Here is a 12,895-nt window from a genome sequence, read left to right as displayed (position 1 = left end):
CACGCGCGACCATCCACGCATGGGGTGGATCTACCTTGGGAACTCCGCCTTCAACTGCATGCGCAGCGCTTCGACGATGGCCGCATAGCGCCGCTTCTGGACCAGATAGCTGGCCAGGAACAGCGGCAGCACCAGCAGCATGGGCGCCACCATCGGGCGCATCGCCACCAGCGGCAACAGCAACAGCGACAGGATGGCCACGAACCAGCTGCACAGTCCGATCACCCGCACCTCGTGCCGTCGCGTGTTGAGTACGATGCGACCGCGCATCACGGGGAAGTAGCGCAGGCCGAAGCTCGGCGCGAAGCTCTCGCGGAACGCCATGCTGCCGTCAGGCAGCGCATGGAAGGCCAGTCGCAGCCACTTGTCCCGCGGCAGGTCACGTTCCAGGCTGCCCAGCGAGAGCCGGGCCTGCATGGCCGGTGACGCCGCGATGCGTTCGTTGAACACGGTGATGCCCCAGCTGAAATAACCGGCCACCCAGGCCATCAGAAGGACGGTCTCGATCAGCAGGAGTGCGATCAGGGCGATGGCCATCGGTCTTCCATGATCGGGATCGGTGGATCATGCCACTGCCCGGACAGTAGATCCACGCCATGCGTGGATGGCAGGCGGTCCGAGCCACCATGCGGGTGGGGCCGCCCAGCGACTCAAGCAGCCTCTTGGCGTCAGTCCTCTTCCACCAGATCGCTAAGATCCAGAATCCGTGGAGCAACACTGTGCGCAACGACGCTTTGGATCATTCCGGGCTTGGGCCGAAGTGAATAGGCTCGCATCGTGTGGATGGGATTGAACTCCAGCCACGGGCAGGATGAATGCCCCACGATAACCGGCATGTTGAAACTGATGTCCTTGGGATCATCCAGTGGGAGAGTCCATTTGCCGCCGTGATGCTGACACACGGTTTCCCCAAGATATCGTGCAAACACAACTCTCAAGGCAGCCTGCTCGTCCTTCGATAACGTTGCGGCCATCAACGTGTACAGGGTTTCGAGGCGATCAAGGCTCTCCAGGCTACCGTCTAGGTCGACGCCGCGCTGCTGCGCCTGCTCGATCAGCCATTCAATCTGATCGTCCATGATGATCAGAAACTGTTCGAAGGCTTCTTGCGCTTCTTCCGGATTGAATGCCATGACGCTGTCAAGGAGGGAGAGCGATGAGTGTGCCCGGAGCCGGTGATTCAGACCATGCAACAAATCTGAAATGGTGGGTGGCCGCTGCCATTTCATCCACGCATGGCGTGGATCTACTTCAGCGCTTCCCCATCCAGCCCCAGGTCCCACGCCAGCCCCAGCAGCGCCTCGTCCGCGCGGGACGGCGCCGGCCGCGCATCGGCCAGCTGCTGCAGCTCGCGGATCTCCTCGCGTGCCACATCCTCCAGCTGTTGCAGCTGCTCACGCACGTTCGCGTTGCGCGGGCGCTCGGTGTTGGTGAGGGAGGGCAGGGCGTGGATCAGGGTCATGGTGCGCGTACAGGATGCATCCAACGGCGGGTCACAGGCAAAGGCCCCGGAGGAACCGGGGCCTTGCGGGCTGCCGGCGAGGGCAGCGGACATCAGGATCAGAACAGCTCGACGGTGCCGGCGCCCATGCTCTGCTGGGCAACCGGCTTGTGCGGCGGGCGTTCCCATTCGCTGCGCAGTTCGCGCAGGCGGCTGCCGGTGCGCTGCAGGGCGGTGGCGATCTCTTCGTCGAACACGCCGCCGTTGCGGTGCAGCAGTTCCTGCAGGGCGACTGCTTCGCGGTTGATCGCGGTCAGGCGGTCCAGGTGGGTGTGCACGCCGCCCAGCGCCTGGGTGGCGATGTCTTCGAACTGCAGGGCGCGCACAGCCTCCGCCACGCTGCCATCGATCGAACGGGCGCACTCGGACACTTCGCGCATGCCGTCGCCCAGCGAAGCGTTGATCTGCGCGACGTTGTCGAGCATCGCCGCCGCTTCCTGGCGTGCTTCGCGGGAGCGGTCCATGTCACGCGAGGCCATGTGCGAGACCGTCTCGCGCACCTTGGCGATGGCGTCCTTGGAGCTGTGCGCCAGCTTGCGGATCTGCTCGTTGAACGTGGTCGAGCGCTCGGACAGGTTGCGCACTTCGTCGGCGACCACCGCGAAGCCACGACCGGCTTCACCGGCACGCGCTGCTTCAATTGCAGCGTTCAGGGCCAGCAGGTTGGTCTGGTCGGCGATCGATTTGACGTCTTCCAGCAGCGCGAAGATGCCATCCAGGTGCTGCGCCATCTGGTCGATGTGCTGCACGGTGGTGCTGCTCTGGCCGCTCACCTGTTCCAGTGCTTCGACCAGCTGTTCCATGCGGTGGCTGGCGTGCTGGGCGAAACGGGCAACGTCGAGGCCGGCATTGCCTTCATCACCGGCGCGGTCGACGATGCGCGACAGGGCCTGGCTCTGCTGGCGCGACTTGCGGTTCATGGCATCGAAGCTGCCGCCCAGGCTGGAGACCGCCTGGCGGATCAGGTCACGGGCGCGTTCCACCTCGCCGCGCGAACCGTCGATCTCGTTGCCGACGAAGTTGCGCAGTTCGGTCAGCAGCTGGTCCTGCTCACGCAGGACACGGGCGTGTTCCGGGGAACGGTGCGCCTGGGCGCGGGTGGTCCACCACGCAAAGCCGAGCCAGCTCAGCGTCATCGTGGTCAGGATCGCCCAGCGCAGGGCGGCCGGCCATTCGAAACCGATGGCGAAGGGGAGCAGCAGGGTCAGAGCCAGGGGGGCGGCCAGACGGATGAAAATGCGTGAGTACATGGACGTTCTCGGGAGGTGCACGGAGGATGTATCGGCCGTACCCCCTTTCTCTTTAACGTCGATGTGCCCGGAAGTGCATTCTGAATGCGCCGGTTTTCCGGCGCCTTGGCGGCTTCAGGGTCAGAGCCCTTTCCGTGCCGGAAAGGGATCCGACCCCATGGCCTCAGGCCAGCTGCCGGTCCACGGCCTCGATCATCGCCTTGCGGCTGAACAGGAAGTCCCAGTAGCTGCCGCCCAGCTGGCGCCACAGCACCGCCGAGCGCACCGCGGCCAGCAGCAGGGCGCGGATCTCGGCCACAACGCCAGCCTGGCCCAGATAGTGCGGGTTGCCCTGCACCATCACCCGCGGCTTGAGGTGGCTGATGGTGTCCGCGTAAAGGCCGCCCAGGTTGGCCAGCACGTCCGGATGGCCGCTGTCGCCCAGCTCGGTGGCCTGGCGCTGGGCGCGCTCGATGCCCGAGGCGACCTTGTTCACGGTGGCGCCGTCCTGCACGAAGCGACGCTCCAGCTGCAGCACCGACAGGGCCAGCTTGGGCAGGATCGGATCCTGGCCCTGGCTGCGGAAGTAGTTGTGCAGCAGGCGCAGGCCGGCCTTCAGTGCATGGCGGTCACCGAACACCTCCTGCGGCGAGGACGCATCGACACGGAACACGCTGTCCACGGCGGTGCGCACGGCGGCGGCGTCGGAATGGCCGGTATCGGCGATGCGGCGTACCTGCTGCAGGGCCTGGGCAATGCCGGCCAGGGCCAGGACGCGGTCGTCGACAGTGAAACTCATGCAGCGATTACCTCAAAAGGGGAGGGGGTGGTGCGCAGGCGCTGTTCCAGCGGCGCATCGGTGGCGGCGATCACCGCGCCACCCAGGCACACGTCACCGTCATACAGCACCAGTGATTGACCGGGGGTAACGGCGCGCTGCGGGCGCGCGAAGGTGACCAGCACGCTGCCATCGTCCAGCACCTCGACCGTACACGGCTCGTCGGGCTGGCGGTAGCGGGTCTGGGCGGTGCATTCAAAGCGCCGTGCCGGCGGCGCGCCGGCGATCCAGTGCGCGGTTTCCGAGCGCAGGCGATCGGACAGCATCCACTTGCTGTCGCGGTCCTGATCCACGTACAGCACGTTGCTGGCCACATCCTTGCCGACCACGTACCACGGCGCGGCCGGACGTCCACGCACGCCGCCGATGTTCAGGCCTTCGCGCTGGCCCAGGGTGAAATAGAACACGCCCGGATGTTCGGCGATGACGCTGCCGTCGGCCGGGTCGAGGATCTGGCCGGGCTTGGCCGGCAGGTAACGGCCGAGGAATTCACGGAAGTCGCGCTCACCAATGAAGCAGATGCCGGTGGAGTCCTTCTTGGCGTGGGTCGGCAGGCTGACGTCACGTGCGATCCGCCGCAGGTCGGTCTTTTCCAGGTCGCCGATCGGGAACAGGGTGGCCGCCAGCTGTTCCTGGCCCAGCTGGTGCAGGAAGTAGCTCTGGTCCTTGGAGCGGTCGGCGCCGCGCAGCAGCAGCCACTGGTGGCCGCGCTGGGTCACACGTGCGTAATGGCCGGTGGCGATGCGTTCGGCGCCCAGCTCGCGGGCGGCATCCAGGAAGTGCTTGAACTTCACTTCGCGGTTGCACAGCACGTCCGGGTTCGGCGTACGGCCGGCCGCGTACTCGGCCAGGAAGTGCTCGAACACGCCCTGCCAGTATTCGCTGGAGAAATCGCGGAAGTGGAACGGAATGCCGAGCAGGCCGCAGACGGCCACCGCATCGCGGCGGTCGTCCTCGGCACGGCAGTCGCCGCTGCCGTCGTCGGCCCAGTTCTGCATGAACAGACCGGCTACGGCCTCGCCCTGCTGTACCAGGCGCCAGGCGGCGACCGAGGAGTCGACGCCACCGGAGACGCCCACCATCACGCGCGGAGTGCTCATGCGACCTCCCGGACCAGGGAAAGTGGATGGCGCTGGCCACCCAGGTAATCAGCCACCACCTGCCAGACCAGCGGGCTGCGCTGGCGCTCGCCGGCGGCCTGCAGTTCGGCCGGGGTCAGCCAGAGTGCGCGGTCGATGCCGGTGTCCAGTGGCTGCGCCGGGTCGTGCGAGACCGGGCGCGCCGCGTAGCAGAAGCGCAGGAAGGGGGTGCCGTCGCCGGCCGTCCACTGGTAGCAGCCGATGAAGTGGGTCAGCTGCACCGTCCAGCCGGTTTCCTCGCGGGTCTCGCGCAGGGCTGCCTCGGCCAGGCTTTCGCCCGGCTCGAGGTGGCCGGCCGGCTGGTTCAGCACCTGGCGGCCGTCGATGGTCTCTTCAACCAGCAACACGCGGCCGCCGTCGACCACCACGGTGGCGACGGTGGCGTGCGGTGCCCAGCGCGGGTCCGGCGTAGCGTTCAACTCAGAACTCGTCCTTCTTGGTCAGTTCCAGCTCCATGGCGTCGGCGGTGCGGATGGCCGCATCGATGGCGTCGCTGAGCTGGTCGGCCGTGGCATCGGCGTCGATCTTGACCACGAACATGGCGGTGGTGTCCTGCTTCACCCAGCCGCCCATCTTGGCGTCCTGCGAATCTTCCAGCAGGCGGTTGGCCACGGCCACCGGGAACTGCTTGGTCTTGGCGTTGTAGGCCGGCGACCAGATCTCGCGGATGTTGTGGGTGCCGAAATCTTCCACCGACGAGCGCACGTAGACCATCTGGGTGCGGTCACCTTCGACGTCGAACACCATGCGGTAGTCGCCGTCCTCGTCGACCTCGTAGGTGTAGCCCAGCTTGTCCAGGTGGCGGGCCACGGCCTTGTCGGCCTGGGTCTCGGCGGCGGCGGAGCCGGCGGCGGCCAGGGCGATCAGCAGGGCGGAGAGAAGGGTCCTTTTCATGAAGATCCTGTGAAACAGTGTTGAGAGAGGATGCAATTGTGACGGCGGCCGTGCGTGCCGTCCAATCTGCGGCGGGCCGACGCAGGCCCGCTCGAGCCTCTATAATGAGCAGATGCCCCGCGAGTCTTCCCCCGATTCCCATCACGAGCACGGCGTTGCCGTGGAACCCGCGCGCCCGGAAGTGGCGCCGCCGCCGTTCTACCAGGTGATGCTGCTCAATGACGACTACACCCCGATGGATTTCGTGGTGGACGTACTGCAGCAGTTCTTCAACATGGACCTGGACAAGGCCACACAGGTGATGCTGCACGTCCATACCCGCGGCCGCGGCGTGTGCGGGGTGTTCACCCGCGAAGTGGCCGAGACCAAGGTTGCCCAGGTCAACGAGTATTCGCGGATGAACCAGCACCCGCTGCTGTGCACGATGGAAAAGGCCTGACCGCCCCCGACCTGTAGAGCCGAGCCCACGCTCGGCTGCTGTTCACCCAGGCATCCAGATCTCTGCCAGCAGCAGCCGAGCGCAGGCTCGGCTCTGCAGCTGGATCAGGCCTCCGCCAACGCCTCCAGCGCCATACGCGCCACGGCCTCGTCGACCTCGGCGGGGGCGCCGTCATCCCGGAACCAGACTGCCGACAGCCCCGCGCTGGCTGCGATCCAGCGCAGCAGGCGCGTGCGCTCCAGGCCCGCCAGTGCACTGACCTGTTCCAGCCGGGCGGCAAACCGCTCAGGCTGCGTCGCAATGTGGATGCCCGGACCGCACAGGTCCGGGTTGCTGAACAGTGTCGTGTAATCAAAGGCGCGATCACCCAGCAGCCGCTTCGGGTCGATCGCCAGCCAGCCACGTGCGCCGAAATCGAGCACGTTGTCGTGGTGCAGGTCGCCGTGCAGCGGCCGGATCTCGCGCTCTTCCTGCAGCAACGCCTCCGCCAGTGATCTGCACTGTTCCAGCAGTGGCGGCAACGCAGCCCTTGGCTGCAGCAGGTCGGCGAACCATCTACGGAGGCAGACCAGTTCCGCTGGCGGCGCGTTCCGTGGCCGGTGCAGCCGCTGCAGGACCTGGCACAGGATCGTGGTGCAGGCGTCATCGTCGCCCTCGATCGAGCGTTGCCGCAGCGAGTCGCCGCCGGCACGCTCGATCAGGATCGCCGGTCCCTCGTGGGCCAGCAGGCGGGCGGCGCCATCGCCCTCCCACCAGCGCAGCAGGCGATGGCTGTTCTGCTCTTCGGTTTCGCTGCTGATCTTCAGCATGGCCGGCTCGCCGGCGATGGTCAGCACTGGCCAGAGCTGGGCATGGGGCGTTTCGATGGCTGCGCCATCACGCCGCAATCGCCAGCGGCTCAGGTAGGGTTCGCTCATGCTGGGCGGGCTGTCCTGGAGTGAATGAAGATCAAGCGATGTGTACTGCTAACGCCATCTGAACGCAGCAATCCGCTAGGGTGATGGAAATCGCGTAGTCAGGCCGCATATTGTCCCCATCTGCCGCCGGAGTAATCCATGTTCAGCAAAGACCTCGAACACACCATCGGCCAGTGCTACAAGCGCGCCCGTGAGGCCCGGCATGAGTTCATGACGGTCGAACACCTGCTGTTGGCACTGCTCGACAACCCGTCCGCCCAGGCCGTACTGAAGGCGTGTGGCGCCGACGCCGAACGCCTGCGCCAGGAGCTGGAGCAGGCCATCGAGGCCTCCGTGTCCCGCCTGGCCGAAGATGACGGCCGCGATACCCAGCCGACCCTGGGCTTCCAGCGCGTGCTGCAGCGGGCCGTGTACCACGTGCAGTCCTCGGGCAAGAAGGAGGTCACCGGCGCCAATGTGCTGGTCGCCATCTTCGGCGAAAAGGACTCCCACGCCGTCTATTACCTCAACCAGCAGGACGTCACCCGGCTGGACGTGGTCAATTACCTGTCCCATGGCATCGCCAAGCTGGGCGAAGAAGGCGAGCAGCCGTCCTCCTCCTCCGAGGGCGAAGGCCGCATTGAAGGCGGGGAGGGCGAGCCGAAGGGCGATGCCCTGACCGAGTTCGCCAGCAACCTCAACGAACAGGCCCGGGCCGGTCGCATTGACCCGCTGGTCGGTCGTGCCGACGAAATCGAGCGCACCATCCAGGTCCTGTGCCGCCGCCGCAAGAACAACCCGCTGTACGTGGGCGAGGCCGGCGTGGGCAAGACCGCGATCGCCGAGGGCCTGGCCCGCCGCATCGTCGAAGGTTCGGTGCCTGAGGTGCTGGCCGATGCGGTGATCTATTCGCTCGATCTGGGCGCACTGGTGGCTGGTACCAAGTACCGTGGTGACTTCGAGAAGCGCCTGAAGAGCGTGCTGACGGCACTGAAGAAGGTGCCCAACGCGGTGCTGTTCATCGACGAGATCCACACCATCATCGGTGCCGGTTCGGCGTCGGGCGGCACCATGGATGCGTCCAACCTGATCAAGCCGGCGCTGGCGTCGGGCGAGCTGCGCTGCATCGGCTCGACCACCTTCCAGGAATATCGTGGCATCTTCGAGAAGGACCGGGCGCTGGCCCGCCGTTTCCAGAAGATCGACATCGTCGAGCCGACGGTGGGCGAGACCTACGAGATCCTGCAGGGCCTGAAGTCCAAGTACGAGCTGCATCACGGTGTGACCTACTCCGACGAGGCCCTGCAGGCCGCAGTGGACCTGTCGGTGAAGCACATCGGCGACCGCCTGCTGCCGGACAAGGCCATCGACGTGATCGACGAGGCCGGTGCCCGCCAGCGCCTGCTGCCCGAGGAGCAGCGCAAGGAGCTGATCGACGTTGAAGAGGTCGAGGCAATCGTGGCCAAGATGGCGCGGATCCCGGCCAAGCAGGTCAGTGCCACCGACAAGGATGTGCTGCAGCACCTGGAGCGCAACCTGAAGATGGTGATCTTCGGCCAGGACCCGGCCATCGAGACGCTGTCCTCGGCGATCAAGCTGGCCCGCTCGGGCCTGGGCAATCCGGAAAAGCCGATCGGCAATTTCCTGTTCGCCGGTCCGACCGGTGTCGGCAAGACCGAGGTGACCAAGCAGCTCGCGCTGCAGCTGGGCATCGAGCTGGTCCGCTTCGACATGTCCGAGTACATGGAGCCGCATTCGATCAGCCGCCTGATCGGTGCCCCTCCGGGCTACGTCGGCTTCGACCAGGGCGGCCTGTTGACCGAGAAGATCGTCAAGACGCCGCACTGCGTGCTGCTGCTGGACGAAATCGAGAAGGCGCACCCGGACATCTTCAACATCCTGTTGCAGGTGATGGACCGCGGCGTGCTGACCGATACCAATGGTCGTGAGGCGAACTTCAAGAACGTGGTGCTGGTGATGACCACCAATGCCGGCGCGGCGCAGGCCTCGCGGCGTTCGATCGGCTTCACCAAGCAGGACCATGCCACCGACGCGATGGAGACCATCCGCCGCAGCTTCACCCCGGAATTCCGCAACCGCCTCGACGCGGTGGTGCAGTTCCAGGCGTTGGGCTTCGAGCACATCCTGCGCGTGGTCGACAAGTTCCTGATCGAGCTGGAGATGCTGCTGCAGGACAAGCACGTCAGCCTGTCGGCCACCCCGACCGCGCGCGACTGGCTGGCTCACCACGGCTTCGACCCACTGATGGGTGCGCGCCCGATGGCCCGCGTGATCCAGGACAAGATCAAGCGCCCGCTGGCCGACGAGCTGCTGTTCGGCAAGCTGGTCAACGGTGGCAAGGTCAGCATCGATGTCCGCGACGACGAGCTGGTGGTCGAGACCCAGGCTGAGCCGGAGCGGCTGCTGCCGGTTACGGTGGAGTGAGCTGAAGGCTTGGCGTGAAAGACTGGAAACAACAAGGGCGGCTTCGGCCGCCCTTGTCCTGTCCGGGGTCAGCGGCTGCGGCGGCGTGCTTCGCGCTTGAACCGCTCGGCATCGATCGGCTCGATGCGCGCAACCTCGCAGCTGCCGCGACCGGTGTCCAGAGCGCTTCGGCCCTCGCTGCACAGCTCGCCAGCCTCCTTGCCGTCGGTCTTGAAGTCGAGGCGGGTGGCCAGCACGGCAGAAGGGCAGCTGTTGCGGAAATGCACGACATAGTGGTCTTCGCCGGAGCGAAGCAGGATGTTCTTGTCGGCGCCGGCACGAACGATCTGCTGTTCGCCGGTCAGTGGTACGCACTGCGCCGGTGGGATGTCGGCGGCATGGGCGGATGATGCCAGCAGGGTGACGGCAGACAAAGCCAGGGGGATGAGCAGGGAAGAGAGGTTCATGGCGGGGCAGGGGGCGGCGATCCGGACTGGATCGGATCCCAGGATGCCGCCGCCGCTGCAAATGCGAATCTGCCGCAAGCAGGGCTGACCGACGTCACGGTGAGATCGGTCACGATGACCTTTGGCGCATCAGGCGGCGATCGAACGGAATCCCTGCTGGCGCCCCTGGTTGCCGCCATCCTCGATGACGAATGCGACCGCTTCATGCGGAATGTGCAGTCGCTGCTTGAGTGTGCTGCCCATGTGTGGGACCTCGCGCTGCACGGCCAGATACAGTGGGTGGGATGCGTCCATGCTGGTACAGACCAGGCAGGGCTGGCCGAACCAAGTGCCGTCCGGGCCCTTGCTGGCGTAGCAGCGGCTGGTGACGGACTGCGGGTCCAGGACGATCAGGTAGGTCATGCGCGCAGCGCCTTCTGTGAAGAACGCGTTGAGTCTAGAGTCCCGGCGCGATGCCGGATTTCAGACAAGGACGAAAATCGAACGATCTCGGTGCCGCGCATTTTCTTCCGCGCACGACAAAGGGCCAGCAGCGAGGCCGGCCCTGTCGGAGTGGCGCATTGCGCCGACCGCTTACTTCATGCGGTAGGTGATACGGCCCTTGGTCAGGTCGTACGGGGTCATTTCAACCTTGACCCGGTCACCGGTGAGGATGCGGATGTAGTTCTTGCGCATGCGGCCGGAGATGTGGGCGATGATTTCGTGCCCATTTTCCAGACGAACGCGGAAAGTGGTGTTCGGCAGCGTCTCGCTGACGGTGCCCTCGAACTCGATGGAATCGTCTTTCGACATGTAGTCCTGTGCGGTTCAGAAAACGGCCACGCTGGGCCTAAGGCGCGGTATTTTACGCGTGATGGGCCCGGCTTGCAAAGTTTGTGTTAACCCCCGGCCAAACGCCGTGCTGGCAAGCGTCCGACCGCCTGGGTCCAGGGGCCTTCACGGCCGTCACGGTGTACGGCCTGACGGACGTGCTCCAGAAAGTCCGTGCGCGGCAGGTGTTCGGCGCCCATCCGCAGCAGGTGCGGATTCTCCACCTGGGCATCGATCAGTTCCCAGCCCCAGTCACGCAGGGTGGATGCGAGGGCGGCCAGGGCGATCTTGGAGCCGCCGCTGGCGCCACTGAACATGCTTTCGCCGAAAAACATCGATCCGATCGCCACCCCATAGATGCCGCCGACCAGCGTCTGCCGGTCCCAGACCTCGAAGGAGTGGGCAAACCCCAGGTCGTGCAGCTGGCTGTAAGCCTCGACCATCGCCGGGCTGATCCACGTACCGTCCTGGCCCGGTCGCGGTGCCGCGGCGCAGGCACGCATCACACGACTGAAAGCGGTGTCGGCGGTGATCTCCCACGTGCTGCCGCGCGATTGGCGGCGGAAGCGGCTGGACAGGTGCACGCCCTCGGTACGGAATACCATGCGCGGGTCCGGCGACCACCACAGGATTGGCTCGCCCTCGCTGAACCAAGGAAAGATACCGCCGGCGTAGGCATTGAGCAGGCGCACCGGATGCAGGTCGCCGCCCACCGCGAGCAGGCCGTCGGGCTGGCGCAGTGCGGTTTCAGCTGGAGGGAAGGGAGCGTCCGGCGCATCGGCCAGGCGCCAGGGCAGCTGGCGGGTCATGCCGCCATTGTATTCGTCGTGGCGATCGCTGATGTCTGGCACCATCAGCGTCCAACGGCAAGGAGCCCACGCATGAGTGACGCGATCACCGCCATCCTCGATGTGCACGATATCCCGCGCACGCGCAACGACAGCCAGGGCATGCTGCTGGCGCTGGCCACTGAACAGCCCGGCCAGCTCGGTGCGCTGATGCTGCTGGCCCTTGCCCGGCGTTCACCCAGCTCGGCCTTTCTCGACATGGCGCTGGATCTGCTGCCCGATGAAGCGATTGTGCCGGTCTGTGCCGAGGCCTGGCGCCGCTATCGGGATGGCGAGCGCGGCGAACTGCTGGCCAGCGTGATCGAATTCACCAGCTACCAGGCGCCGCAGGTGCTGCAGGACGACTGGGAGGCCTTGCTGGCGCTGGCCACCGAAGACGAGCTGCAGCTGGCTTCGCAGGTATGGCAGGGCCTGCCCTCCGTCATTGCCGTGCAGTGGGCGCAGATTCTGGTTGAGGCCGACGACGATCGCGAGATGGCGCGGGCCAGGGCGCTGCTGCTGGCGGCGCAGCCCGAGAGCTATGCCGTTGCCCGCGGCTACCTCGCTGACTGGGGCGCGCTGGATGCTGAGGTCTGGGCGCACTGGGCCGGCGTCGCGGACGGACCGCAGCCGCGGCGCCTGCATGGGGAGCGGCCGCTGCACATCCGCTTCGGCCGCGAGCAGCATCGCGCGCAGCAGGCGGACGAACCGAGCTGGCGCAAGCGCATCTGGCGCCTGCACCCGACCTGGAATGGCGGGCAGGTACAGTACGCCGGGCAGATGGGAGGGCCGCTGGAATCGTTGTGTGGCAGCTGCCATGCACCGCTGCAGCGCCTGCTGCGAACCGACGCTGCCGCGCTGCAGCCGGGCGCGGCGGGTGAGATCACGCTGGGCCTGTGCCTGGACTGCTGCGGCTGGGAAGATCCGCCCGTGCGTTTCTATCGCCACGATGCCGCCGGCCTGCCCAGCTGCCACCCCAGCCAGCATCGGGAGGTGCCGGCCACGCCGACCGACAGTGGTGATCTGATGCAGGCCGAGGTCGGCCTGGTCGCCATGGACACCAGGCGGTGGGAACAGCAGGACTGGGGACAGTCCAATCATCGGCAGAACCTGTCGCGCGTGGGCGGCGCACCGAGCTGGGTGCAGAGTGCCTGGTATCCGGCGTGCATCGATTGCTGTGAGGAGATGCCCTTCGTGATGCAGCTGGATTCGACGCTGCCGACCACCGGTGGAGGCGCGCTGCTATGGGGCAGTGGCGGCATGCTCTACACGTTCTGGTGTGCGAAGTGCCGGGTGAGCGGGCACTTCTGGCAGTGCACCTGAGCACAGCGCCATCGCTATTGCTCTGATAGATGCCAACGTCGGTTGGCACGCCTCATTGCCCCGGTAGGTGCCAACCTTGGTTGGCACGCTTTTCCGCACCGCGCAAGT

At 66.2% G+C, this 12,895-nt stretch carries 16 protein-coding genes; 3 read left to right on the top strand and 13 right to left on the bottom strand.

What is annotated here, in order from left to right; all coding sequences use genetic code 11:
- Nucleotides 1-30: 30 nt before the first annotated feature.
- The 8 genes from AC5QAH_RS05860 to AC5QAH_RS05825 all read right to left on the bottom strand — a co-directional run bounded on the left by AC5QAH_RS05860 (nucleotide 31) and on the right by AC5QAH_RS05825 (nucleotide 5,601).
- Nucleotides 31-537 carry a hypothetical protein gene (locus tag AC5QAH_RS05860; RefSeq protein ID WP_019337426.1) on the bottom strand — a complete coding sequence of 169 codons (507 nt, stop codon included), beginning with the start codon at nucleotides 535-537 and terminating at the stop codon, nucleotides 31-33.
- A gap of 131 nt (nucleotides 538-668) precedes the next feature.
- Entirely contained in the window at nucleotides 669-1,133 is a 465-nt protein-coding gene (locus AC5QAH_RS05855; RefSeq protein WP_019337427.1) for a hypothetical protein, read from the bottom strand.
- 113 nt (nucleotides 1,134-1,246) lie between these two features.
- Complete coding sequence (locus tag AC5QAH_RS05850; protein ID WP_495232182.1) at nucleotides 1,247-1,462, bottom strand: hypothetical protein; 216 nt, start codon at nucleotides 1,460-1,462, stop codon at nucleotides 1,247-1,249.
- A 98-nt stretch (nucleotides 1,463-1,560) separates the two neighbouring features.
- Complete coding sequence (locus tag AC5QAH_RS05845; protein WP_010485867.1) at nucleotides 1,561-2,751, bottom strand: methyl-accepting chemotaxis protein; 1,191 nt, start codon at nucleotides 2,749-2,751, stop codon at nucleotides 1,561-1,563.
- A 163-nt stretch (nucleotides 2,752-2,914) separates the two neighbouring features.
- Complete coding sequence (gene hflD / locus AC5QAH_RS05840; protein WP_010485865.1) at nucleotides 2,915-3,529, bottom strand: high frequency lysogenization protein HflD; 615 nt, start codon at nucleotides 3,527-3,529, stop codon at nucleotides 2,915-2,917.
- Nucleotides 3,526-4,668: a tRNA 2-thiouridine(34) synthase MnmA gene (gene mnmA / locus AC5QAH_RS05835; protein ID WP_010485863.1), complete on the bottom strand. Its 1,143-nt coding sequence runs from the start codon at nucleotides 4,666-4,668 to the stop codon at nucleotides 3,526-3,528. Before mnmA ends, hflD begins: the two co-directional genes overlap by 4 nt.
- Nucleotides 4,665-5,126: an NUDIX hydrolase gene (locus AC5QAH_RS05830; RefSeq protein ID WP_126561112.1), complete on the bottom strand. Its 462-nt coding sequence runs from the start codon at nucleotides 5,124-5,126 to the stop codon at nucleotides 4,665-4,667. The genes mnmA and AC5QAH_RS05830 overlap by 4 nt, the downstream gene beginning before the upstream one ends.
- 1 nt (nucleotide 5,127) lies before the next feature.
- Nucleotides 5,128-5,601, bottom strand: a complete 474-nt coding sequence (locus AC5QAH_RS05825; RefSeq protein ID WP_010485859.1) for a hypothetical protein — start codon at nucleotides 5,599-5,601, stop codon at nucleotides 5,128-5,130.
- 112 nt (nucleotides 5,602-5,713) lie between these two features.
- On the opposite strand from AC5QAH_RS05825, the gene clpS reads away from it, so the two are divergent.
- A complete protein-coding gene (gene clpS / locus AC5QAH_RS05820) occupies nucleotides 5,714-6,040 on the top strand; it encodes an ATP-dependent Clp protease adapter ClpS (RefSeq protein WP_019337429.1) in 327 nt (108 codons plus the stop codon).
- 104 nt (nucleotides 6,041-6,144) lie between these two features.
- Here clpS and AC5QAH_RS05815 read toward each other — a convergent pair whose 3' ends face one another.
- A complete protein-coding gene (locus AC5QAH_RS05815) occupies nucleotides 6,145-6,957 on the bottom strand; it encodes an APH(6) family putative aminoglycoside O-phosphotransferase (RefSeq protein WP_311069164.1) in 813 nt (270 codons plus the stop codon).
- 138 nt (nucleotides 6,958-7,095) lie between these two features.
- Here AC5QAH_RS05815 and clpA point away from each other — a divergent pair, with 138 nt between their 5' ends.
- Nucleotides 7,096-9,381, top strand: coding sequence for an ATP-dependent Clp protease ATP-binding subunit ClpA (gene clpA, locus AC5QAH_RS05810; protein ID WP_049481282.1), 2,286 nt, complete (start codon nucleotides 7,096-7,098; stop codon nucleotides 9,379-9,381).
- Nucleotides 9,382-9,449: 68 nt separating this feature from the next.
- On the opposite strand, the gene AC5QAH_RS05805 is transcribed toward clpA, so the two are convergent.
- The 4 genes from AC5QAH_RS05805 to aat all read right to left on the bottom strand — a co-directional run bounded on the left by AC5QAH_RS05805 (nucleotide 9,450) and on the right by aat (nucleotide 11,446).
- Entirely contained in the window at nucleotides 9,450-9,827 is a 378-nt protein-coding gene (locus AC5QAH_RS05805) for a hypothetical protein (protein WP_495232196.1), read from the bottom strand.
- A 129-nt stretch (nucleotides 9,828-9,956) separates the two neighbouring features.
- Complete coding sequence (locus AC5QAH_RS05800; RefSeq protein ID WP_019337443.1) at nucleotides 9,957-10,229, bottom strand: hypothetical protein; 273 nt, start codon at nucleotides 10,227-10,229, stop codon at nucleotides 9,957-9,959.
- Nucleotides 10,230-10,400: 171 nt separating this feature from the next.
- Nucleotides 10,401-10,619 (bottom strand): translation initiation factor IF-1, encoded by a 219-nt coding sequence (gene infA / locus AC5QAH_RS05795; protein WP_005409596.1) that lies wholly within the window; start codon nucleotides 10,617-10,619, stop codon nucleotides 10,401-10,403.
- A gap of 86 nt (nucleotides 10,620-10,705) precedes the next feature.
- Nucleotides 10,706-11,446, bottom strand: coding sequence for a leucyl/phenylalanyl-tRNA--protein transferase (aat, locus tag AC5QAH_RS05790; protein ID WP_495232195.1), 741 nt, complete (start codon nucleotides 11,444-11,446; stop codon nucleotides 10,706-10,708).
- 72 nt (nucleotides 11,447-11,518) lie between these two features.
- Here aat and AC5QAH_RS05785 point away from each other — a divergent pair, with 72 nt between their 5' ends.
- Nucleotides 11,519-12,787, top strand: coding sequence for a hypothetical protein (locus tag AC5QAH_RS05785; RefSeq protein WP_495232181.1), 1,269 nt, complete (start codon nucleotides 11,519-11,521; stop codon nucleotides 12,785-12,787).
- Nucleotides 12,788-12,895 lie beyond the last annotated feature (108 nt).

This window comes from Stenotrophomonas sp. YJH_SMC_43 (genome assembly GCF_059372535.1).
The sequence above is the reverse complement of the archived record's forward strand: the minus strand, read 5'-3'. Positions and strand labels throughout refer to the sequence as shown.

What these genes read in the sequence shown, in the direction of transcription:
- AC5QAH_RS05860 (WP_019337426.1), bottom strand. Translation starts at nt 537, where the DNA reads ATGGCCATCGCCCTGATCGCACTCCTGCTGATCGAGACCGTCCTTCTG.
- AC5QAH_RS05855 (WP_019337427.1), bottom strand. Translation starts at nt 1,133, where the DNA reads ATGGCATTCAATCCGGAAGAAGCGCAAGAAGCCTTCGAACAGTTTCTG.
- AC5QAH_RS05850 (WP_495232182.1), bottom strand. Translation starts at nt 1,462, where the DNA reads ATGACCCTGATCCACGCCCTGCCCTCCCTCACCAACACCGAGCGCCCG.
- AC5QAH_RS05845 (WP_010485867.1), bottom strand. Translation starts at nt 2,751, where the DNA reads ATGTACTCACGCATTTTCATCCGTCTGGCCGCCCCCCTGGCTCTGACC.
- hflD (WP_010485865.1), bottom strand. Translation starts at nt 3,529, where the DNA reads ATGAGTTTCACTGTCGACGACCGCGTCCTGGCCCTGGCCGGCATTGCC.
- mnmA (WP_010485863.1), bottom strand. Translation starts at nt 4,668, where the DNA reads ATGAGCACTCCGCGCGTGATGGTGGGCGTCTCCGGTGGCGTCGACTCC.
- AC5QAH_RS05825 (WP_010485859.1), bottom strand. Translation starts at nt 5,601, where the DNA reads ATGAAAAGGACCCTTCTCTCCGCCCTGCTGATCGCCCTGGCCGCCGCC.
- clpS (WP_019337429.1), top strand. Translation starts at nt 5,714, where the DNA reads ATGCCCCGCGAGTCTTCCCCCGATTCCCATCACGAGCACGGCGTTGCC.
- AC5QAH_RS05815 (WP_311069164.1), bottom strand. Translation starts at nt 6,957, where the DNA reads ATGAGCGAACCCTACCTGAGCCGCTGGCGATTGCGGCGTGATGGCGCA.
- clpA (WP_049481282.1), top strand. Translation starts at nt 7,096, where the DNA reads ATGTTCAGCAAAGACCTCGAACACACCATCGGCCAGTGCTACAAGCGC.
- AC5QAH_RS05805 (WP_495232196.1), bottom strand. Translation starts at nt 9,827, where the DNA reads ATGAACCTCTCTTCCCTGCTCATCCCCCTGGCTTTGTCTGCCGTCACC.
- AC5QAH_RS05800 (WP_019337443.1), bottom strand. Translation starts at nt 10,229, where the DNA reads ATGACCTACCTGATCGTCCTGGACCCGCAGTCCGTCACCAGCCGCTGC.
- infA (WP_005409596.1), bottom strand. Translation starts at nt 10,619, where the DNA reads ATGTCGAAAGACGATTCCATCGAGTTCGAGGGCACCGTCAGCGAGACG.
- aat (WP_495232195.1), bottom strand. Translation starts at nt 11,446, where the DNA reads ATGACCCGCCAGCTGCCCTGGCGCCTGGCCGATGCGCCGGACGCTCCC.
- AC5QAH_RS05785 (WP_495232181.1), top strand. Translation starts at nt 11,519, where the DNA reads ATGAGTGACGCGATCACCGCCATCCTCGATGTGCACGATATCCCGCGC.